24 protein-coding genes are annotated in these 20,815 nt (G+C 68.1%); 15 read left to right on the top strand and 9 right to left on the bottom strand.

Annotation, left to right across the window (positions count from 1 at the left end):
* Positions 1-2: 2 nt before the first annotated feature.
* From plsX to AB8P05_RS13695, 4 genes are all read right to left on the bottom strand, one after another.
* Entirely contained in the window at positions 3-1,055 is a 1,053-nt protein-coding gene (plsX, locus tag AB8P05_RS13710; protein ID WP_472758322.1) for a phosphate acyltransferase PlsX, read from the bottom strand.
* A gap of 82 nt (positions 1,056-1,137) precedes the next feature.
* Complete coding sequence (gene rpmF, locus AB8P05_RS13705) at positions 1,138-1,326, bottom strand: 50S ribosomal protein L32 (protein WP_012973646.1); 189 nt, start codon at positions 1,324-1,326, stop codon at positions 1,138-1,140.
* 190 nt (positions 1,327-1,516) lie between these two features.
* Positions 1,517-2,092: a YceD family protein gene (locus AB8P05_RS13700; RefSeq protein WP_455171288.1), complete on the bottom strand. Its 576-nt coding sequence runs from the start codon at positions 2,090-2,092 to the stop codon at positions 1,517-1,519.
* Between the two features lie 155 nt (positions 2,093-2,247).
* Entirely contained in the window at positions 2,248-2,829 is a 582-nt protein-coding gene (locus tag AB8P05_RS13695) for a ubiquinol-cytochrome C chaperone family protein (protein ID WP_472758321.1), read from the bottom strand.
* A gap of 269 nt (positions 2,830-3,098) precedes the next feature.
* On the opposite strand from AB8P05_RS13695, the gene AB8P05_RS13690 reads away from it, so the two are divergent.
* The 9 genes from AB8P05_RS13690 to AB8P05_RS13650 all read left to right on the top strand — a co-directional run bounded on the left by AB8P05_RS13690 (position 3,099) and on the right by AB8P05_RS13650 (position 11,620).
* Positions 3,099-3,455 (top strand): outer membrane protein assembly factor BamE, encoded by a 357-nt coding sequence (locus AB8P05_RS13690; RefSeq protein ID WP_472758320.1) that lies wholly within the window; start codon positions 3,099-3,101, stop codon positions 3,453-3,455.
* Between the two features lie 16 nt (positions 3,456-3,471).
* Positions 3,472-4,602 (top strand): bifunctional diaminohydroxyphosphoribosylaminopyrimidine deaminase/5-amino-6-(5-phosphoribosylamino)uracil reductase RibD, encoded by a 1,131-nt coding sequence (ribD, locus tag AB8P05_RS13685; RefSeq protein WP_472758319.1) that lies wholly within the window; start codon positions 3,472-3,474, stop codon positions 4,600-4,602.
* A 118-nt stretch (positions 4,603-4,720) separates the two neighbouring features.
* On the top strand, positions 4,721-5,308 hold the full coding sequence (locus AB8P05_RS13680) for a riboflavin synthase (RefSeq protein WP_455171284.1): 588 nt from the start codon (positions 4,721-4,723) through the stop codon (positions 5,306-5,308).
* Positions 5,305-6,444, top strand: a complete 1,140-nt coding sequence (gene ribB / locus AB8P05_RS13675; protein WP_472758318.1) for a 3,4-dihydroxy-2-butanone-4-phosphate synthase — start codon at positions 5,305-5,307, stop codon at positions 6,442-6,444. Before AB8P05_RS13680 ends, ribB begins: the two co-directional genes overlap by 4 nt.
* Positions 6,445-6,466: 22 nt before the next feature.
* Positions 6,467-6,931, top strand: a complete 465-nt coding sequence (gene ribH / locus AB8P05_RS13670; protein ID WP_012973639.1) for a 6,7-dimethyl-8-ribityllumazine synthase — start codon at positions 6,467-6,469, stop codon at positions 6,929-6,931.
* Between the two features lie 35 nt (positions 6,932-6,966).
* Complete coding sequence (nusB, locus tag AB8P05_RS13665; protein ID WP_472758317.1) at positions 6,967-7,557, top strand: transcription antitermination factor NusB; 591 nt, start codon at positions 6,967-6,969, stop codon at positions 7,555-7,557.
* Positions 7,558-7,736: 179 nt separating this feature from the next.
* On the top strand, positions 7,737-8,726 hold the full coding sequence (thiL, locus tag AB8P05_RS13660; protein ID WP_472758316.1) for a thiamine-phosphate kinase: 990 nt from the start codon (positions 7,737-7,739) through the stop codon (positions 8,724-8,726).
* A gap of 88 nt (positions 8,727-8,814) precedes the next feature.
* Positions 8,815-9,273 carry a hypothetical protein gene (locus AB8P05_RS13655; RefSeq protein WP_455171280.1) on the top strand — a complete coding sequence of 153 codons (459 nt, stop codon included), beginning with the start codon at positions 8,815-8,817 and terminating at the stop codon, positions 9,271-9,273.
* 244 nt (positions 9,274-9,517) lie between these two features.
* Positions 9,518-11,620 (top strand): sodium-translocating pyrophosphatase, encoded by a 2,103-nt coding sequence (locus AB8P05_RS13650; RefSeq protein WP_472758315.1) that lies wholly within the window; start codon positions 9,518-9,520, stop codon positions 11,618-11,620.
* A gap of 87 nt (positions 11,621-11,707) precedes the next feature.
* Here AB8P05_RS13650 and nrdR read toward each other — a convergent pair whose 3' ends face one another.
* From nrdR to rpiB, 3 genes are all read right to left on the bottom strand, one after another.
* Positions 11,708-12,175: a transcriptional regulator NrdR gene (gene nrdR, locus AB8P05_RS13645; protein WP_111065896.1), complete on the bottom strand. Its 468-nt coding sequence runs from the start codon at positions 12,173-12,175 to the stop codon at positions 11,708-11,710.
* Positions 12,176-12,209: 34 nt separating this feature from the next.
* Positions 12,210-13,511, bottom strand: a complete 1,302-nt coding sequence (gene glyA / locus AB8P05_RS13640) for a serine hydroxymethyltransferase (protein WP_455171278.1) — start codon at positions 13,509-13,511, stop codon at positions 12,210-12,212.
* Between the two features lie 142 nt (positions 13,512-13,653).
* Positions 13,654-14,091 (bottom strand): ribose 5-phosphate isomerase B, encoded by a 438-nt coding sequence (gene rpiB, locus AB8P05_RS13635; RefSeq protein ID WP_455171277.1) that lies wholly within the window; start codon positions 14,089-14,091, stop codon positions 13,654-13,656.
* Positions 14,092-14,650: 559 nt separating this feature from the next.
* Here rpiB and AB8P05_RS13630 point away from each other — a divergent pair.
* Positions 14,651-15,094: a Ros/MucR family transcriptional regulator gene (locus tag AB8P05_RS13630; RefSeq protein ID WP_014247241.1), complete on the top strand. Its 444-nt coding sequence runs from the start codon at positions 14,651-14,653 to the stop codon at positions 15,092-15,094.
* A gap of 134 nt (positions 15,095-15,228) precedes the next feature.
* On the opposite strand, the gene AB8P05_RS13625 is transcribed toward AB8P05_RS13630, so the two are convergent.
* Positions 15,229-15,708, bottom strand: coding sequence for a hypothetical protein (locus AB8P05_RS13625; protein WP_472758314.1), 480 nt, complete (start codon positions 15,706-15,708; stop codon positions 15,229-15,231).
* Between the two features lie 381 nt (positions 15,709-16,089).
* The gene (locus AB8P05_RS13620) at positions 16,090-16,350 is read right to left on the bottom strand and encodes a DUF6898 family protein (protein ID WP_472758313.1); all 261 of its coding nucleotides are present in this window, start codon (positions 16,348-16,350) and stop codon (positions 16,090-16,092) included.
* A gap of 176 nt (positions 16,351-16,526) precedes the next feature.
* Between AB8P05_RS13620 and AB8P05_RS13615 the strand changes: the two genes are divergently transcribed.
* The 5 genes from AB8P05_RS13615 (at position 16,527) to AB8P05_RS13595 (ending at position 20,584) form a co-directional block, all read left to right on the top strand.
* Positions 16,527-17,039 carry a YciE/YciF ferroxidase family protein gene (locus tag AB8P05_RS13615; RefSeq protein WP_149223252.1) on the top strand — a complete coding sequence of 171 codons (513 nt, stop codon included), beginning with the start codon at positions 16,527-16,529 and terminating at the stop codon, positions 17,037-17,039.
* A gap of 122 nt (positions 17,040-17,161) precedes the next feature.
* A complete protein-coding gene (locus AB8P05_RS13610) occupies positions 17,162-17,644 on the top strand; it encodes a hypothetical protein (protein WP_472758312.1) in 483 nt (160 codons plus the stop codon).
* A gap of 40 nt (positions 17,645-17,684) precedes the next feature.
* The gene (locus tag AB8P05_RS13605; RefSeq protein WP_472758311.1) at positions 17,685-18,095 is read left to right on the top strand and encodes a hypothetical protein; all 411 of its coding nucleotides are present in this window, start codon (positions 17,685-17,687) and stop codon (positions 18,093-18,095) included.
* A gap of 16 nt (positions 18,096-18,111) precedes the next feature.
* The gene (locus AB8P05_RS13600) at positions 18,112-18,573 is read left to right on the top strand and encodes a GNAT family N-acetyltransferase (protein ID WP_472758310.1); all 462 of its coding nucleotides are present in this window, start codon (positions 18,112-18,114) and stop codon (positions 18,571-18,573) included.
* Positions 18,574-18,898: 325 nt separating this feature from the next.
* Positions 18,899-20,584: a methyl-accepting chemotaxis protein gene (locus tag AB8P05_RS13595; RefSeq protein ID WP_472758309.1), complete on the top strand. Its 1,686-nt coding sequence runs from the start codon at positions 18,899-18,901 to the stop codon at positions 20,582-20,584.
* The last annotated feature ends 231 nt before the right edge of the window (positions 20,585-20,815 follow it).

Here is a 20,815-nt window from a genome sequence, read left to right as displayed (position 1 = left end):
GTTCAGCCCGCCGCCGCCTTCGTGTCGGGAAGAGGGTTCGCGTCGGCTATGCGCCCCATCTCTTCCTTGATGCGCTCATTGAAACCGTGAGTCGCCAGATTGATCGCGACCGCGACGGCATTGGCGAACCCGACGGCGTCGGTGCCGCCATGGCTCTTCACGCAGACGCCGCGCAGACCCAGGAACATCGCGCCGTTGTAGCGCCGCGGGTCGATCCGCTCGCGGAAGCGCTTGAAAGCGCCGCGTGCCAGCAGATAGCCGATCCGCGCCAGGAAGGAGGTCGCGAAGGTGCGGCGCAGGAACTCGGAGAACAGCTTGGCCGTCCCCTCCGCCGTCTTCAGCGCGACATTGCCGGTGAAGCCGTCGGTGACGATGACGTCCACCGTGCCCAGCCCTATGTCGTTGCCCTCGACGAAGCCGTGGAAGCGGCCGGGCAGCGGCATGGCGCGCAGGCTGGCCGCTGCGGCACGCACCACCTCGTTGCCCTTCATGTCTTCCGAGCCGATGTTCAGCACGCCGATCGTCGGTTCCGGCATGCCCAGGATGGCACGCGCGAAGACGGCCCCCATCACGGCGAACTGGACGAGGTTCTCGGGCTGGCATTCGGCGTTGGCGCCGAGGTCCAGCATCACGCTCTCGCCCCGTTGCGTCGGGAAGAAGGATGCGATCGCCGGCCGGTCGATGCCCGGCAGCGTCTTCAGCACGAACTTCGCCATCGCCATCAGGGCGCCGGTGTTGCCGGCCGAGACCACGCAGGCGGCATCGCCCGACGCCACGGCGTCGATGGCAAGCCTCATGCTGGACTGGCGTCCGGCGCGCAGCGCCACCGCGGGCTTGGCGTCCCCGGCCACGAAGTCGGCGGTGTGGCGGATCTCCGCCACCGCCTTCAACGCGGGCCGCTGGTTCAGCAGCGGTTCGATCCGCTCCCGGTCGCCATACAGCAGAAAGCGCACGTCGGGATGGCGCTCCCGCGCGATGTCCGCCCCGGCAACGACCATGTCGGGACCGAGATCGCCACCCATGGCATCCAGGGCGATGGTCAGGCGCTGGCTCACCGCGAACAGGCTCCCCGGCTAGGACCCCGGCAGGGGCGAAGTACGCCCCTGATCATCGGGACCTCAGACAACGCGATCGCGATCAAGCGGCCGCGGTGCCGCTCTGAACCACTTCGCGCTGGTCGTAATGGCCGCAAGACCCGCAGACGTGGTGCGGACGCTTCAGCTCGCCGCAGTTCGGGCACTCGTTGTAGGCCGAGGTGGGCAGAGCGTGGTGCGAACGACGCATGTTGCGCCGCGACTTGGAGGTCTTCTTCTTCGGAACAGCCATGACCGTAAACTCTCTTCATTGGAAAGGGCGGCCCGAACAGGGGCCGCCCAGCGCGAGCGGCATTCAATAAGGCAAATGCTCCCGAAGGGCAAGCCCGAACAACCCCCATTTCGCAACCCCGCGCCGCTCATTGGAGGGGGTGGAAATGCCGGCCCTTATACAAGGAACCGCGGGGGACGCAAGACCGCAGTCAGTTCCGCTGCTTCAATTGCTGCAGAACGGCGAACGGGTTCGGCTTTTCCGGCTCTTCCACCGCTTCTTCTTCCACCGGACCCTCGTCATAGCCCTCGAATTCCACGCCTTCGGCATGCGGGTAGGGGTCGAGACCCAGCGACAGGTGCTGCGCGGTCAGCTCGCCGATGTCGATTCGGTTGTTCTCCATCGGCTCGGGGATGTCCTCGTCCGACAGGGAGGGGTCGAAATCGATCTCCAGCCCCTGGTCCTCGACCATCGACGGCGGGGCGAACAGCGCCTCGAAGCTTTCGCTGACATGGGCCGGCACCGGCTCCAGCGTGACGACGCAGGTCTGGACCACGTCGGCCTCCAGCTTGCCGGACACGCGGATCATCTGGCCGCCGCGCACCGCGCGCAGCCTCACCGTGGCGGTCAGGCTGCCGATCGCCTCCAACTCCAGCCGCTCGGCGAGGGCGCGGCGCTCCGTTTCCGTCGCCTCGATGGTCTCGGTCACGTCGGCGCGGCGCACCGCGTCGGCATTGACGACACGCGAGAATTCCGGGGCCGGCAGGGCGCCGTTCACAGGGCTCATGGCGAAAGACTCTCTGATCAAAACGGGTCGGCGGTCGAATCACGGGCGGGCGCGGCGGGCGCCCGCATCCCGAGTCACATGCAGCCGCCGGCCGGGAAAGGCAAGCCCTCCGCAAAGCCGGTGGCCGGATCGGGACGATATATATAGTGTGCGCTTCAGGCGGGCGCAGGAGCGAAGCGCAGTTCCCCCCGCATCAGCGACTCCAGCGGCTGGGAATCGAGAGCCGCGGCGCAGGCGCGGACATAGGCGGCCACGGCGGCGAGCGCGCCGTCCGGCACCGGATCGACCGTGCCATAGAGGTTGTTGTCCAGCGCCACCTCCAGCCGGCGGCCGTTGGGTTCGGCCAGCGCCTCGTCATAGGCGCGGATGCGTCCGGCCATGCCGCGCGCCATCGTCTTCACCCGCCGGGCGATGCCGCTGTCGCCGGCCCCCAGCTCCATGATCGACTTCTCGAAATCGTCGACCATCGTCTCGTAGAGGCGCTGCGACAGTTTGGCCGCGGCGGCGCCCTGCCCCTTCAGCCGGCGCATGACCAGGAACAGGTGCAGCGCCACCATCTCGAACCGGCCGTCCAGCGTGTCGGGCACGCCGAGGGCCGCGTAGAAGCCCGGCTGGCGGGCCTGGGTGACGATCCCGGTGAACAGCCCGCCCACCGCCTCGGCGTTGCGGGCGCGCGCGCCGCCGCCCAGACCATTCAGCAAAGGACCCAGCAGACGGACCATGAAGCTCTCAGACACGAACGGCAGCCCTTCCCCGACTCGGAGTCTCGTTGACAGGGCGAAGCGCCCGGTGCGATTGTCCCGCCTTAGCGACCATCCGCACTGGCGGACAGTCCTATGCCCCGCCGGCTCCATCATAGCCCGAGCACCATGACCAGATCGAACTTTTCCGCCCCGCGCGCCGTCATTCGCACCGCCCTTCTGGGAAGCGTCCTGTTCGCCGGCCTCGCCGCGGCCGGCTGCTCCCCGTCGTCGCCACCCGCGGCAACCTGACGGACCCGCAGCTGGTGGCAGAGCTGCAGCCGGGCCAGAGCCGGCGCGACGACGTCGCCGCGGTTCTGGGCACGCCGACCTCGGTGGGCACCTTCGATCAGAATGTCTGGTACTACATCGGCCAGAAGACCGAGAAGACCGCCTTCTTCCAGCCGGAGGTGACGGAGCGCCGCGTGGTCATCGCCCGCTTCGACGATGCCGGCGTCCTGCGCGAGATCAAGACGCTGGACAAGTCGAACGGCCAGGACATCGACCTGGTGGAGCGCACGACGCCCACCGCCGGCCGCGAGATGGGCTTCCTGGAACAGATGATGGGCAACGTCGGCCGCTTCTCGGCGAAGGACACCAAGGGCAAGGGCCCCGGCAGCTGACATAGGGCCGGTTCCGATGGCCGGCCTGCCCGATCCGGAAACCGACCGGCACCACATGCGCGCCGCCCTGTCGCTCGCCGCGCGCGGGCTGGGGCAGACATGGCCCAATCCGGCGGTCGGCTGCGTGCTGGTCCGCGACGGCGCCGTGATCGGCCGCGGCTGGACCCAGCCCGGCGGCCGTCCCCATGCCGAGGCGGAGGCACTGGCCCGCACCCGCGACCTGCCGGGCGGCGCCGAGGGTGCCACCGCCTACGTTACACTCGAACCCTGCAACCACTACGGCAAGACGCCGCCCTGCGCCCTGGCGCTGGTCGAGGCGAAGGTGGCGCGCGTCGTCGTCGCCTGCCAGGATCCGGATCCGCGGGTTGCCGGCGGCGGATTGGCCCGCCTGCGGGATGCCGGGATCGAGGTCGTCACCGGCGTCTGCGAGGCGGAGGCGCTGGCCCTCAACGAGGGCTTCTTCAACCGCATCACGCTGGGCCGCCCGCTGGTCACGCTGAAGGTCGCCAGCACGCTGGACGGCCGCATCGCCACCGCCACCGGCGAGTCGCAGTGGATCACCGGCCCGACCGCCCGCGCCTGGGGCCATCGGCTGCGCGCCGGCCATGACGCGATCCTGGTCGGCATCGGCACCGCGCTGGCCGACGATCCCGAACTGACCTGCCGCCTGCCCGGCCTGGGCGACCGCAGCCCGGTGCGCGTGGTGGTGGACAGCAACCTGCGCCTGCCCCCGGCGGCGAAGCTCGCGACCGGCGCCCGCCGCATCCCGACCTGGGTCGTCACCGGCCCCGCCCCCGACACCGCGCGCCAGGAGGCGTTGACCGCGCTCGGCGTGGAGGTGTTTCCGGTCGCCGCCGGCCCGGGTGGCCGCGTCGATCCCGCCGCCGCCCTCTCCGCCCTCGCCGACCGCGGCATCACCCGCCTCCTGGTGGAAGGCGGTGCGGCGATGGCCGGCGCGCTGCTCGGCGCCGGGCTGGTCGACCGGCTGGAATGGTTCCGTGCCGCCTCGCTGATCGGCGGCGACGGGCTGCCGGCGGTCGCCGGCTTTGGAGTGGAGGCGCTGGCCGCCATGGCCCGCTTCGAGCGGACGGCGGTGCACGCCGCCGGTGCCGATCTGGCCGAGAGCTATCGCCGGGCCGCTTCCTGACCATCTGCCCCTGACCATCTGCCCCTGACCATCTGTTTGCCGCACGCAACAGACCGTTGCGCCGCCTGCGGTGTCGCGCGCGCTTCCCCTGGCCGCGAAACCTGCTAAATTCCCCGCCATGTTCACCGGAATCATCACCGATGTCGGGCGCGTCCGGGCCGTGGAGCGGCAGGGCGACACCCGGTTCACCATCGAGACCGCCTTCGACACGGAGACGATCGCGATCGGGGCGTCCATCGCCCACAACGGCGTCTGTCTGACGGTCATCGAAAAGGGACCGGGGACCTACGTCATCCAGGCGTCGGGGGAAACCCTGTCGAAGACGACGCTCGGCGGGTGGGAGCCCGGTACGCGCGTCAACCTGGAACGCGCGCTGAAGGTCGGCGACGAGCTGGGCGGGCACATCGTGTCCGGCCATGTCGACGGCGTCGGCCGGCTGCTGTCGATCCGCCCCGAAGGCGAATCGCTGCGCCTGACCTTCGAGGCGCCGGCCACTCTCGCCAAATACATCGCGCCCAAGGGCTCGGTCGCCATCGACGGCGTGTCGCTGACCGTCAACGAGGTCGACGGCAGCCGCTTCGGCGTCAACATCATCCCCCACACCCAGACCGCCACCACCTTCGGCGGGCTGAAGGAGGGCGATGCGGTCAATCTCGAAATCGATATGCTGGCGCGCTATGTCGCCCGGCTCGCGGGGCAGGAATGACGTCCGAGTTTCACCAATACCTGTCGACGGCCGAAGAGATCATCGAAGAGGCGCGTCAGGGCAGGATGTTCATCCTGGTCGACGACGAGGACCGGGAGAATGAGGGCGATCTGGTGATCCCCGCCTCCTGCGCCACGCCGGAAGCGGTCAACTTCATGGCCAAGCATGGCCGCGGCCTGATCTGCCTCACCATGGACCGGCCGAACATCGAACGGCTGCGCCTGCCGCTGATGGCGCAGCAGAACGCGTCGCGCCACCAGACGGCCTTCACCGTCTCGATCGAGGCGCGCGAGGGCGTCACCACCGGCATCTCCGCCGCCGACCGCGCCCGCACCATCGCCGTCGCCATCGACCCGGCATCCGGCCCGCAGGACCTCGCCACCCCCGGCCACATCTTCCCGCTGCTGGCGCGCGACGGCGGCGTTCTGGTCCGCGCCGGCCATACGGAAGCGTCGGTCGACATCGCCCGGCTGTCCGGCCATTCCTCCTCCGCCGTGATCTGCGAGATCATGAACGACGACGGCACCATGGCCCGCCTGCCGGATCTGGTGCAGTTCGCTCAGTTCCACGGGCTGAAGGTGGGCACCATCGCCGACCTGATCGCCTACCGCCGCCGCACCGAGACCATCGTGGAGCAGGTGCTGGCCGGCACGCTGGACAGCCGCTTCGGCGGTCGCTTCCAGTCCTACGTCTACGTCAACAAGATCCAGTATGCGGAGCACATCGCGCTGGTGCGCGGCGACATCTCCGGCGACGAGCCGGTGCTGGTGCGCATGCATGCCCAATCGGTGCTGGACGACGTGCTGGGCGACCGCAACTCCGGCCGCGACAACGACCTGCACGCCTCCATGGAGCTGATTGCCAAGGAAGGCCGCGGCGTCGTCGTTCTGCTGCGCGAGCCGAACCCGAACGGCCTGTCCACCGTGCTGAAGGCCCGGCTGGAAGGCCAGTCCGGCAGCGCGCCGGAACTGCGCGACTACGGCATCGGCGCGCAGATTCTGCTGGATCTCGGCGTGCGCAAGATGGTGCTGCTGTCCAACCGCAAGAAGCCGATCATCGGGCTGGAAGGCTACGGCCTGTCCGTGGTCGGCCACCGCGCCATCAATCCGGGTGCCGCCGACCCCGGCGACGATTGAGCAGGGGGCTGAACACCGCCGGATGACCGACACGCCCCACATCATGGTCGTGGACGCCCGCGTCCACGAGGACATCGCCGATGAGCTGGCGCGTGGCGCCGTCGCGGAACTGGACCGCGCCGGCGCCACGCACATCCGCTATGGCGTGCCCGGCTGTCTGGAGCTTCCGGCGGCGATCATGTACGCGATCCGCTCCATGGATTTCTTCACCGCCCGCAAGCGTTTCGACGGCTACGTCGCGCTGGGCTGCGTGATCCGGGGCGAGACGACGCGATACGAAACGATCTGCGCCGAAAGCGCCCGCGGCCTGCAGGATCTTGCCCTGCGCTACAGTCTGGCGGTCGGAAACGGCATCCTGACGGTGGAAAACCGCGAGCAGGCCTGGGCGCGGGCCAATGTCGGATCGGTCAACATGGGCGGCCGCGCCGCGCGGGCCTGTCTTGACATGATTGACCTGAAGCGCAAATTCCGCCTCTATCCGCGCTGACCCCGACATCTCCTCTCTTTTAGCGACTGCAGACCATGAGCAACGACGACGCGGGCAGCCCCGTGACACCCGAACGCGCCTCCACCGGCGGCGCCTCCAAGGGCAAATCGAAGTCCCGTAAGAACAAGACCGGCGGCGGCTCCGCCAAGGCCCGCCGCAAGGCCGCCCGTCTGGCCGCGGCCCAGGCGCTGTACCAGATCGATCTGGCCCAGGCCCCGGTCGAGAATGTCGTCGGCGAGTTCGTCGCCCACCGGCTGGGCGAGGAGATCGACGGCGACAAGTTCGTCTCCGGCGATCCGCAGCTGTTCGCCGACATCGTCCGCGGCGCGATCCACCGCCGGGCCGAGGTGGACGGCGTGCTGGGCGCAGCGCTCGACCCGCGCTTCCCGTTGGACCGGCTGGAGTTGCTGCTGCGCGCCATCCTGCGCGCCGGCGCCTACGAGATCGCGGTCCATACCGACACCCACCCGCGCATCCTCATCAGCGAGTATGTCGACGTCGCCCGCGCCTTCTTCTCCGGCCGCGAGCCGGCGATGGTGAACGGCGTGCTCGACCACGTCGCCCGCGCGCTGCGCGCCGACGACCTCGCCAAGCCCGACCCCGGCCGCGGTTCGGGCGAGGAGTGAGAAACGCCCTCTCCCGCCCCGGGAGAGGGAGGGGACCCGCCGCTTTGCGGCGGGGAGGGTGAGGGGCGATCCGGACAAGGATCCTCTGATCCTCGCTTTACCCCTCACCCTTCCCATGCTGTCGCATGGGCCCCTTCCCTCTCCCGGGACGGGAGAGGGAACATGAAGGCGCCTCCCGCATGATCACTCATCTCGGCGAGTTCGGCCGCATCACCCGCTTCTTCAAGCCGCTGGCCGCCGGGTTTCCCGGTGCCCGCGGCCTGCGGGACGATGCCGCCGTGTTCGGCGTGCCGGAGGGGCGGGAACTGGTGGTCACCACCGACGCGATGGTCGCCGGGGTGCATTTCTTCCCCGACGACGCGCCGGCCGACATCGCGGCCAAGCTGATGCGCAGCAACCTGTCCGACCTCGCCGCCATGGGGGCGGAGCCGTTGGCTTACACGCTGGTGACCGCCCTGCCCCGCGGGCTGGACGAATCCTGGCTGGAAGGCTTCGCCGCCGGGCTGGGTGAGGAGCAGCGGCAGTTCGGCATCGCGCTGGCCGGCGGCGATTCGGTCTCCACCACCGGTCCGATCACCCTGTCGGTCACCGCCTTCGGGCTGGTCCCCGCCGGCCGAGCCCTGCCCCGCTGGGGCGGGCGTCCGGGCGACCGCGTCTTCGTCACCGGCAGCATCGGCGACGCCGCCCTGGGGCTGGAGATCGCCTATGGCCGGCTCGACATCCCGGACGGGGAGACCCGCACCCACCTGCTGCGCCGCATGCGCCGTCCCGATCCGCGGATGAGCGTGGGTCCGCGCCTGATCGGCTTGGCCGGCGGCGCCATGGACGTGTCGGACGGGCTGGTCGCCGACCTGGGCCATCTCTGCGAGGAATCGGGCTGCGCCGCCCTGCTGCGGGCGGACATGGTTCCGCTATCGGACGCGGCGCGCGGCGCCATAGACGGCGACCCTGCCCGGCTTGCGCTGGCCATCACCGGCGGCGACGACTACGAGCTTCTGTTCTGTGCCCCGCCTTCGGCACGCGATGCGCTGGCCGCCCTGGCCGCCGACAGCGGGGTCGCCATCACCGAGATCGGCGAACTCACCCCCGGCACGCCCGGCGAGGTCGCGGTGCAGGACGCCGCCGGCACGCCCCTGCCGCTGGCGCGGCGCGGCTGGGACCATTTCTGACGCCGCCTCAAAACCAGCCCCCTTAAGACAATCGAAAGCATGACCGGCGCAGGGTGCGGCGGTTCGGTGTCTGCGAAGGTGTGCTGCGGTGGTCAAGGCCCTGATCGTTCTCGTCCTGGGCATCGTGCTGCTGGGCGGCGCCAGCTTCGGTGGCTGGTTCGTCTACCAGAAATACTTCACCGAACATCCGGACGCCCCGCCGAAGAAGGTGGAGCCGCCGCCGAAGCCGCCCACCGCCTTCGTCCGTCTTCCGCCGCTGGTGGTGCCGATGATCGGCCCGTCCCGAGTCGAGCAGTTCGTGACCGTCGTCGTGGCGGTCGAAGTGCTTCTGGACAAGCAGCCGCTGGCCCAGGCCAACCAGCCGCGCCTGACCGATGCCTTCCTGACCGCGCTGTATGGGGGCATTGCCGACCAGTCGATCCTGAACGGCCCTTTGGTCAATATCCCTGCCGTAAAGGCGAAATTGGTTGAAGCGGCCGGCAAAGTCATCGGCAAGGACGCCGTGCAGGACGTTCTGGTTCAGGCGGTTACGCAGCGCAATCTCTGACCGGTTGTCGTTTCGACCGGCATCCGCGCATATTGTGCAGCGCAGTAACGCGGTACTATCCAAAAAGGACAGGTGCGCCCGCGGCCATTTCGCCGCGCTGCCTCCGTCCCTCCGGCGGTTGCAAAGCGGCGGCGCGGGGAGCATGCTTTTTCCGGGAATACTTGCGCCCGACTTCTCCCCCATTTGATTACGGTCGGGAGACAGACTTTCCTGGGCGCGACCTTGAAATCAATCGGGGGATGCGATGGCTTTAGCGTTCATCGTCATCATCGCCGCCGGCCTGCTCGCGCTGGCCTACGGTTTTCGCACCGGAAAAGAAGTCATGGCCGCATCGCCGGGGTCGGAGCGGATGCAGGCCATCGCCGCAGCGGTGCAGGAAGGGGCGCGTGCCTATCTGAACCGCCAATACACCACGATCGCCATCGCCGGCGTCGTCCTGCTGGTCATCCTGTGGGTGACGCTGGGCTTCCCGGTGGCTTTGGGCTTCCTGATCGGCGCCGTGCTGTCGGGCAGCGCAGGCTACATCGGCATGAACGTCTCGGTCCGCGCCAACGTCCGCACGGCACAGGCCGCGACCAACGGGCTGGCGCCGGCGCTGGACATCGCCTTCAAGTCGGGGGCGATCACCGGCATGCTGGTGGTCGGGCTGGGACTGCTGGGTGTCGGCGGCTATTTCGGCATCCTGACGCTGGTCTATCGCGTCGGCGACCCGGTGGAGGTCCGCACGATCCTGGAGGCGCTGGTAGCGCTCAGCTTCGGCGCGTCGCTGATCTCCATCTTCGCGCGGCTGGGCGGCGGCATCTTCACCAAGGGCGCCGACGTCGGTGCCGACCTCGTCGGCAAGGTGGAGGCCGGCATTCCGGAGGACGACCCGCGCAACCCGGCGGTCATCGCCGACAATGTCGGCGACAATGTCGGCGACTGTGCCGGTATGGCCGCCGACCTGTTCGAAACCTACGCTGTCACCATCGTCGCCACCATGCTGTTGGCGGCGATTTTCTTTTCCGGGGGCGTGTTGCGGCTGATGCTGGTCTATCCGCTGCTGATCGGCGCGGTGTGCATCCTGGCCTCGGTCGCCGGCACCTTCGCGGTGAAGCTCGGTGCCGACAACGCCATCATGAAGGCGCTCTACAAGGGGCTGATCGTCGCGGCGGGGCTGTCGCTGGTGCTGATCCTGATCGTCACCGCGATCCTGTTCGGCTTCACCCGCGCCATCCCGATGGCCGACGGCACCTCGATCACCGGGCTCAACCTGTTCGTCTCCGCCCTGGTGGGGCTGGGCGTCACCGGCCTGCTGGTCTGGATCACCGAGTTCTACACCTCCACCGCCTTCCGCCCGGTGCGCAGCGTCGCCAAGGCATCGGAGACCGGGCATGGCACCAACGTCATCCAGGGCCTTGCCGTGTCGATGGAATCGACCGCCCTGCCGGTGATCGTCATCTGTGCCGGCATCCTGATCGCCCATGGCCAGGCCGGCGTCTTCGGCATCGGCATCGCCGCGACGACGATGCTGGCGCTGGCCGGCATGGTGGTGGCGCTCGACGCCTACGGGCCGGTCACCGACAATGCCGGCGGCATCGCCGAGATGTCGGACATGCCCGCCAACATCCGCGTCACCACCGACGCGCTGGACGCCGTCGGCAACACCACCAAGGCGGTGACCAAGGGCTACGCCATCGGCTCCGCCGGTCTGGCCGCCCTGGTCCTGTTCGCGGCCTATGTCCAGGACTTGGGCCATTACTTCCCGAACGTGCCGGTGGAGTTCCGGCTGAACGACCCCTATGTCGTCGTCGGCCTGCTGGTGGGCGGCCTGCTGCCCTACCTGTTCGGCGCCATGGGCATGACCGCCGTCGGCCGCGCCGCCGGGTCGGTGGTGGTGGAAGTGCGGCGCCAGTTCCGCGAGATCCCCGGCATCATGGAGGGCACCGCCAAGCCCGATTACGGCCGGGCAGTGGACATGCTGACCCGTGCGGCGATCAAGGAGATGATCATCCCCTCGCTGCTGCCGGTGCTGGCACCGGTGGTTCTGTACATCGTCATCGCCGCCATCGGCGGTCAGGCGGCGGGCTTCGCCTCGCTGGGCGCGATGCTGCTGGGGACCATCGTCACCGGTATCTTCGTCGCCATCTCGATGACGTCGGGCGGCGGCGCCTGGGACAATGCCAAGAAATACATCGAGGAGGGCAACCACGGCGGCAAGGGATCCGACGCCCACAAGGCGGCGGTGACCGGCGACACCGTCGGCGACCCCTACAAGGACACCGCCGGTCCGGCGGTGAACCCGATGATCAAGATCACCAACATCGTGGCGATCCTGCTGCTGGCGATCCTGGCGCAGTTCGGGTGAGGGGAAACGCCCGTCAAAAACAATATCCCCGCGAAGGAGACCTTCGCGGGGATATTGCTTATCCTGCCGATATCCTGACCTGCCGGATTACATCCCCGGCGAGGCTTCCGGCGCCAGCTGCTCCACGAACTCGTTGAAGTCCGAGGCTTCGCGGAAGTCCTTGTAGACCGAGGCGTAGCGGATGTAGGCGACCTGATCCATGGTCTGCAGCGCCTCCATGATCTTCTCGCCGATCTGCTTCGACGGGATCTCGCTTTCGCCGGAGGATTCCAGCTGACGGACCATGCTGTTCACCACCCGGTCAATGCGGTCGGCGTCGATCGGGCGCTTGCGCAAAGCGATCCTCATCGACCGCAACAGCTTCTCGCGGTCGAAGGGTTCGCGCTGGCCGTTGCTCTTCACCACCGTCAGCTCACGCAGCTGCACGCGTTCGAAGGTGGTGAAGCGGGCGCTGCAGCTGGGACAGAAGCGCCGCCGGCGGATCGCCGAGTTGTCTTCGGTCGGGCGCGAGTCCTTGACCTGGGTGTCCTCGTTTCCGCAGAACGGGCAGCGCATCTGGTTATTTCCCCGTCTATTGCAGCTTGGGCGATTACAGCGTGGGATAGATCGGGAACTGACGGCACAGGCCGCGCACGCGCTCGCGCACCGACGCCTCGACCGCCGTGTTGTCGCCGGAGTTGCTGGCGGCCAGCCCGTCCAGCGTCTCCACGATCATCTCGCCGACCTGTTTGAACTCCGCGGTGCCGAAGCCGCGGGTGGTCGCCGCCGGGCTGCCCAGACGGACGCCGGAGGTGATCATCGGCTTCTGCGGGTCGAACGGCACGCCGTTCTTGTTGCAGGTCATGCCGGCATGCTCGAGGCTGGCTTCGGCCGCCTTACCGGTCAGGTTCTTCGGACGCAGGTCGACCAGCACGATGTGGCTGTCGGTGCCGCCCGACACGATGTCCAGCCCGCCGGCGATCAGCGTCTTGGCCAGGATCTGGGCGTTGTCCACCACCGCCTGGGCGTAGGTCTTGAACTCCGGACGCAGCGCCTCGGCGAAGGCCACCGCCTTGGCGGCGATGACATGCATCAGCGGACCGCCCTGCAGGCCGGGGAACACCGCCGAGTTGATCTTCTTGGCGATGTCTTCCTTATTGGTCAGCACCATGCCGCCGCGCGGGCCGCGCAGGGTCTTGTGGGTGGTGGTGGTGACCACGTCGGCGTAGGGGAACGGGTTCGGATAGACGCCGCCGGCGATCAGGCCGGCATAGTGGGCGATGTCCACCATGAAGATGGCGCCGACCTCGTCCGCAATGGCGCGGAAGCGCTGGTAGTCCAGAACGCGCGGATAGGCGGAGCCGCCGGCGATGATCAGCTTCGGCTTGTGCTCGCGGGCCAGCGCCTCGACCTGATCGAAGTCGATCAGGTGGTCGTCCTTGCGGACGCCGTACTGCACGGCCTTGAACCACTTGCCCGACATGTTCGGCGCGGCGCCGTGGGTCAGGTGGCCGCCGGCGGCCAGCGACATGCCCAGCACGCAGTCGCCCGGCTGCAGCAGGGCGAGCAGCACCGCCTGGTTGGCCTGGGAGCCGGAGTTTGGCTGCACGTTGGCGAAGTCGCAGCCGAACAGCTTGCAGGCGCGCTCGATGGCGAGATTCTCCGCCACGTCGACGAACTCGCAGCCGCCGTAGTAACGCTTGCCCGGATAGCCTTCGGCATACTTGTTGGTCAGCACCGAGCCCTGCGCCTCCAGCACCGCCTGCGAGACGATGTTCTCGGACGCGATCAGCTCGATCTGCTCCTGCTGGCGGACCAGCTCGTCGCGCACCGCGCGGGCCAGTTCGGGATCGGTCTCGGCGAGCGAGGCGGCGAAGAAGCGGCCGATCTCGGCGGTGTTGCTGCTGGTCATGGCGGAGGGTTCCTCATCGAAGGGCGTGAAGCGGTCCGGGCGGGCCGGGCTTCCATACTGGTCGGTCCGGGGTCTGACGCGCCCCGGTCGCGGGCCTCTGCAGCCGAATGCTGTCCAAGTTCGGGCGGCGCGGACGGCGCGCTCAGCCCATCTTGGCGATGCGGCGGCTGTGGCGCTCGCCGCCTTCGAACTCGGCCTTCAGGAAGGCGTTCACGCAATCCTTTGCGATCTCCGGCCCGATGATGCGGGCGCCCAGCGCGATCACGTTGGCGTCGTTGTGCTCGCGCGACAGGCGCGCGGTGGTGACGTCATGGACCAGGGCGGCGCGGATGCCGGGGTGGCGGTTGGCGGCGATGCTGATGCCGATGCCGCTGCCGCAGATCAGCACGCCGCGCTGCGCCCGGCCGTCGGTGACGGCGGCGGCCAGCGCCGCGGCGAAGTCCGGGTAATCGACCGAAGCCGGGCCGTCGGTGCCGAGATCGAGGACGGTGTAGCCGGCGGCCTCCAACTGTCCGGCGATCTGAGCCTTCAGCTCGTAGCCGGCGTGGTCGGAGGCGAGTGCCACAGTGCTGACGGTCATGACGACGGAAACTCCGGTGCGTGCGGTAACGGGTGCGGTGACGCGCGATAGCGGCAAAAGACGCCCGCACCCTACCAGATGTCGGTGCGAACCGCCACAGCCACACCATGACGTGGATGCATGGCTAAAATCGGGACGGTGTCCCGCATGGGTGCGGATGGCCCCCGTGCCGCACCCGTCCGCAAGCCTGTCTGCGCCGGGCCGCTCCGGCCGCCACCGCTCCCCAACTCCCGCGAAAGTTCAGACACGGTTTTCACCCCTTCGTTGTCGAACCGTCGAAGCAAGGGAGATAGCCGATTCGTTATAGGAGTTGGAAATCAGCCAATTACCGCATCACCGTCGTCGGAAAATCGCAAGCCGGCACTTACTAGACACCCCCTAAAGCCGCGGCACAGCCACGACGCGATGAGGGTTTTCAGCGAAAGCTGATTTGCACCTTGCTCCTTTGTTCTGAAGGGCAAGAGCAACTAATTTGACGCTTGCCGAAATTATATTGACACCCAAATCACGGTATGCAACTTGGTTCGTACGGACAAATGAAAAACCAGGACACAGTGCAATGAGCGACCAGCTTCGCGCCGATGTACCGGACAATGCGCTGCTGCGGATGACCGCCGACATCGTATCGGCGTATGTCAGCAAGAACGTGTTGCCTGCTCAGCAAATCCCCGACGTGATCAATACGGTCTACTCGTCGCTGACCGGACTGAATGGTCAGCCTCGTGAGGTCGCGGCGGAACCGCTGAAGCCGGCCGTTCCGATTCGCAAGTCGGTGACGCCCGAATACATCGTCTGCCTGGAAGACGGGAAGAAGTTGAAGATGCTGAAGCGGCACCTTCGCTCGACCTACAACATGTCGCCGGACGAGTACCGCGCCCGTTGGGGACTTCCGCCCGACTATCCGATGGTCGCGCCGAACTACGCCGCGCAGCGTTCGGAATTCGCCAAGCGCATCGGCCTGGGCCGCAGCTCCGGCCGCCAGACCCGCCGCAAGGCCGGCTGAACGAACAAAGTCCGTATGCAACGCGGGCCGGTCCCTGCCGGGATCCGGCCCGCGTGCGTGTTCGGCCGGTACGGGCCATATCGGATTGATTGAAGACGCGACCGACTCTCACGGTCGCCGGCGGGCGGCGCGCCTCAGTTGGCGCAGCCCTTCCGTCCGGACAGGCGGCAGTTGAAGCGGTCGACGTTTCGGCTCAACTCGCGCCCCGTCGCGATGTTCTCGTCGTTCAGGCAGGTCAGGTAGGCCATCGACTTGTCGACATACTCCTTCACCTCGCCCTGGCAGGACGACATCCTGTCCGCGCTGAGGAAGGTGGCCTGATCGTCCATGCACAGCGGAACACCCGGCTTCAGGCAGCCGGCGGCCGGCGTCGTCGGCTGGGGAGCGGTGGAGGGCGGCGCCGCGTTGGTCGGGCCGGCCTGCTTGTCGCCACTGGACCGCTGGCCGGCCTGGCTTCCATGAGTTTGGCTTCCATGCCCCTGCCCGCCGTGCCCCTGGGCGGTCTGAGCGCCGGCGGCGGCACCGGCGGCGGGCGCCGCCTCGATGGCCGGCAGGGTTGCCGCCAGCGCCGCCGACAGGAGGGACACGCGCAGGAAAGCCGTCACACGAACCATGGCCTCGATCCTCTGGTATTTCGATCCTTCGCCCCCGGGACAACAGCCGGCTCCTGAGGGCCGATCCGGAAGCAGTCCGCCGGCTCCGCCGGTGAGGGCGGACGGCATGGGAAAGCGCCCTTCTTATGCGCCATTCGTTCAGCGATGCGCGGTTCTACAAGCGTTACACCCCCTGCGCCAGTGCCAACGGGCAGGCATAGGTCTACTGTCGGGGTCGAGCGGTTCGCTCTACGACCGGCGGTCCGGCGTAAAGGCCTGGGCCACCGGCGGGGGCATGCCGGCGCTCACCATCAGCAAAGCCAGACTTCGATCCGCGCCGCCCGGTCCCGACCGGCGGCGCGTTTTCTTATGCCCAGTCGCGGCCTTCCCGCCGCTCGACGGTCAGTAGAGCCCGCCGGACCGCGGCTTGGTGCCCGGCGGCCGGCCCGGCGCCGCTTTCGCATCCTTGTTCTGGCTCTCCTTGTTCTGGACAAAGCGCAGCTTGTTGATCGCCGTCCGTTTCAGCAGTTCCTGGCTGCCGGTGGCTGGGCCGGCCACCGTCACCTCCACACCGGTCTGGGCGTCGATGGCGGTGACCCGCAGATAGCTGCCGACCCGCTGAAATTCGAACAGGACTTCGCCGTCCCCATTGCCTGCCGTCATGTAACCTCTCCTCCGGCATCCATCCGCCGGACCATTCGCCCGATGGCCAGTCCCCGTTCGAGACTGCAACACCCGGCAGCCGCCGCTGTTGTCCACGCTGCCGATCCGGCGCGCAGGAGCCCCGCTCCGCAAAACGCCCGCCGGACGGACATCCATAGCGAGGAAGGACCGTCACCATGGCTGCCAAGACGATGCAGGATCTGCTGATCGAGGATCTCCGCGACATTTACCACGCCGAGAAGCAGATCACGAAGGCCCTCCCCAAGATGATCAAGGCCGCCCATTCCGACCAGCTCCGCCAAGCCTTCGAAACCCATCTGGAACAGACCAACGGCCAGATCGAGCGGCTGCAGCAGGTCTTCGAGGAACTGGACACCCGTCCCCGCGGCAAGCATTGCGACGCGATGGAGGGGCTGATCAGCGAAGCCCAGGAAATCCTGGAGATGGGCCTCGCCCCGGAGGTGCAGGACGCCGCCCTGATCGCCGCCGCCCAGAAGGTGGAGCATTACGAGATCGCCAGCTATGGCACGCTGCACGCCTACGCCACCGCCTGCGGCCTCGACAAGGTCGCCCAACTGCTGGACGAGACGCTGCAGGAGGAGAAGGACACGGACTCGCTGCTGAACAAGCTGGCCATCGGCGACGTGAACAAGAAGGCCATCGCCGCCAGCGGCAAGAAGGCGGCCTGACCGGCACCGTCGCGCCGTGACAACACGCATCGGGGCCGACCCTAGGGGCTAGGGCCAAGGTTGCAAGCGCCGCGGCGGACCGGTAGGATTCAGCGCCTTCCGGTCCTTCGCGGTGCTCCCCGATGCGCAGCCTTCAGCCTGCCGCCCACCTTTCAGACAGCGTTCCGGCCCGCCGCCTTCCGGTTGCCATCCGCGCCGCCCTGGTCGGGGTGCTTTCGCTGGCGGGCCTCCTTACTGCCAGTCTGCCCGCGGTTGCGGCCGAAGGCGCGCCGGGCGCCCTGCCCCCGTCGGTGCGGATCAAGCCGCTGATGGTTCCGGTGGTGAATGCCGGCCGGATCGAGAAATACACCCAGGTCGAAGTGAATCTGGAGATCGGCGACGCGCTGCGGCTGGGCGAGGTGCAGTTGAGCATCCCCCGCCTGCACGACGCCGTGCTGACGGCCATCTACAAGGGCATCGACGAGGGCTGGATCGTCCGCGGCAACATCGCCAACGTCCCGGCCCTGCGCCGCCGCATCGACGAATCGGTGGTCGCCATGTTCGGCAAGGACGTGGTCACCCGCATCCTGATCACGCCGATCGCGCGCCAGTCGTCGCTGCAGTAATCCGCTTCCAAGCCATTCCCCCCAAGAGGATCGAGTCGTCATGGCCGTCGTCTTCGTCGCGCGCAGCGCCGCCCTGACCAAATGGGCGTCCGACGTCGGACAGGGAAAGCACATCTTCAAGCTGGGCGTCGCCGAGGACGAGGCGGCGGTTAAATCCGCCGTCACCGCCGGCTGGGGCGGCGAGACCGATTGGAAGCTGGTCCACTCCAAGGAGGTCGACGGGCTGGACGAGGAGGCCGCGCTGGCCCGGCTCGGCCGGCGCGAGAAGATCATCGACCCGACCTATTATCCCCGGCTGAAGGGTGCCGCCGGCATCTTCCGCATCGCCCTGACCAACGTGCAGAACAGCCTGCTGGTCGCCAAGGCGATGACCGCCGACGAGCCGCTGACCGAGATCAAGGTCAAGCCCAAGGACATCGCCGACTACATGATCCGCAACGCCATCGCCTGACCGGTAAGCCTGTCTCATGTCCCGGCCGCCCATCCGCCGCGTCGCCTTCGACCAGCTGAGCCTTCGCCAATTGCACGACCTGCTGGCCCTGCGCAGCCGCGTGTTCGTGGTCGAGCAGGCGTCCCCCTACCCCGACATCGACGGCCGCGATCCCGGCGCGCTTCACCTGATCGCCACCGACGCGGCCGGCACCGTCGTCGGCTGCGCCCGCTGCCTGGGGCCGGAGGAGGAGGCGCCGGATGCCCCGGTCTCCTTCGGACGGCTGGCGGTCGATCCGTCGCAACGCTCCACCGGACTGGGGCGGGCGCTGGTCGCCGAATCCCTGACGGTGCTGGCGGAACGCTGGCCCGGCCGCGACGTGGTCATCGGCGCACAGCAGCATCTGGAGCGCTTCTACGGCGGATTCGGATTCGTCCGGATAACCGAGTCCTACGACGACTTCGGCATTCCCCACATCGACATGCGGCTGCGGCGCTGATTTGGGAAGCCGATCCGGGCCTTTGCCGGTCGCTGCGACACCATGTCCCATCCATACCCGTGTATCGCAAGCAACGCTCCCGAAGACGCCGGGGGTTGCGGCGGAGCATTGCCGCCGCTTGGCCTGGAAAACCGGTATAGCCTCTATGTAATAGACCGAAGATTTCGATATACGTAAAATTTTCGATGATCGAAAACACAAATGCTGACGTATCAGACGGAGCATTCGATCGGGTTAGTCACTCACCCATTCGCATCCGATTCCTCGGGCGAGGCGATTGTCCGCGCGAACAAAATGCCCTTTCGGTCATATGAGGCGCAATAAGATGTCCTGGTTCATCAACCTCCGTATCGGCGGCAAGCTCCTGGCCGCTTTTGCTGCCCTGATCGCCATCACCGGCATCATCAGCGTCGCCAATTATTCGACCTTGTCTTCCATCCAGTCTTCCATCGGCTGGACGATCCACACCTACCGGGTGATCCAGAACACCAACGCGGTGCTGGCGGCGATGATCGACCAGGAGACCGGCCTGCGCGGCTATCTGGTCAGCGGCGACGAAGCCTTCCTGGAGCCCTACCGGAAAGGCGGCCAGTCCTTCGACCGTCTGCTGGCGGAGGTGAAGTCGCTGACCGCCGACAACCCACAGCAGCAGGCCCGGCTGGAGGATCTGCGTAAGCATGCCGAAACCTGGCGCAGCACCGTCGCCGAAAAGGAAATCGCCCTGATGTCCAAGCCGGAAACGCGCGAGGAAGCCCGCGCGATGGAGGCCAAGGCGCTGGGCAAGGCGTCGATGGACAGCATCCGCGCCCTGGTGGTGCAGATCGAGGGAGCCGAACGCACCCTGCTGGAGACGCGCTATGCGGAACAGCGCTCCGCCTTCTCCACCGGCTACGCCACCGCCATCGTCGGCGCATTGGCCTCGATCCTGGTCGCCGTCGCCGCCGGGATGCTGCTGCGCGGCGCCATCGCCAGCCCGATCGTCGCCATGACCGCCGCCATGAGCCGGCTGGCCGGCGGCGACCGCTCGGTCGAGGTCCCCGGCATCGGCCGCGGCGACGAGGTCGGCGCGATGGCCGAGGCCGTCGACGTGTTCAAGCGGAACGCCATTGAGGCCGATCGCCTTGCCGCCGCCCAACGCGCCGAAGAGGAGGCCAAGGCCCGCCGCGCCGCCCGGCTGGAGGAGTTGACCCGCGCCTTCGAGGGCAACGTGACCGCGGTGGTCCAGAGCCTGTCGGGCGCGGCCACCCAGATGCAGCAGTCGGCCGGCATGCTGACCTCCACCGCCGACGAGACCAACCGCCAGAGCACCACGGTGGCCTCGGCGGCCGAGCAGGCTTCCGCCAACGTCCAGACCGTCGCCGCGGCGGCGGAAGAGCTGTCCTCCTCCATCGCCGAGATCGGCCGGCAGGTCTCGCAATCGACCCGCGTCGCCGAACAGGCGGTCAGCGGCGCCGGCCGCGCCAACAGCGTCGTCTCCAGCCTGGCCGAAGGCGCCCAGAAGATCGGCGAAGTGGTGGACCTCATCAGCAACATCGCCGCCCAGACCAACCTTCTGGCGCTGAACGCGACCATCGAGGCCGCCCGCGCCGGCGAGGCCGGCAAGGGCTTCGCCGTAGTGGCGAGCGAGGTGAAGAGCCTCGCCAACCAGACCGCCAAGGCGACCGAGGACATCACCGGCCAGATCGCCACCATCCAGGGCTCCACCCGCGAGGCGGTCGCCGCCATCAGCGAAATCGGCCGCATCATCACGGAAATCAGCCAGATCTCCGCGACCATCGCCTCGGCGGTGGAGCAGCAGAGTGCCGCGACCCAGGAGATCAGCCGCAACGTCCAGGAGGCGGCCCAGGGCACCCAGCAGGTGACCAGCAACATCGCCGACGTCACCCGCGCCGCCGGCGACACCGGCCGCGCCGCCGGCGAAGTCCGCAGCGTCGCCGACCATCTGAGCAGCGAATCCGCCCGCCTGCGCCAGGAGGTGGAGAGCTTCCTGGGCGGGGTGAAGGCGGCGTGAAACGTCGGGGAGGGCGGCGCGTTTTGCCCCCTCCTCCTCCTTTGCCCCCTCCCCATCCCTCCCCCGCTCTCGGCCGGCCAAAGGCCGGTCCGATCGCGGGAGAGGGGGCAGGACGCTTGGAGGCGTGACGTATGTGTCAAAGCGGCGGCAGTCCCCTCTCCCGTGATCGGACCGGCCTTTGGCCGGCCGAGAGCGGGGAGGGTTAGGAGGGGGCAAAAACGAAGCCCCCCG

The sequence above is a fragment of the Azospirillum sp. VT-I1 genome (genome assembly GCF_055698305.1).
The sequence above is the reverse complement of the archived record's forward strand: the minus strand, read 5'-3'. Positions and strand labels throughout refer to the sequence as shown.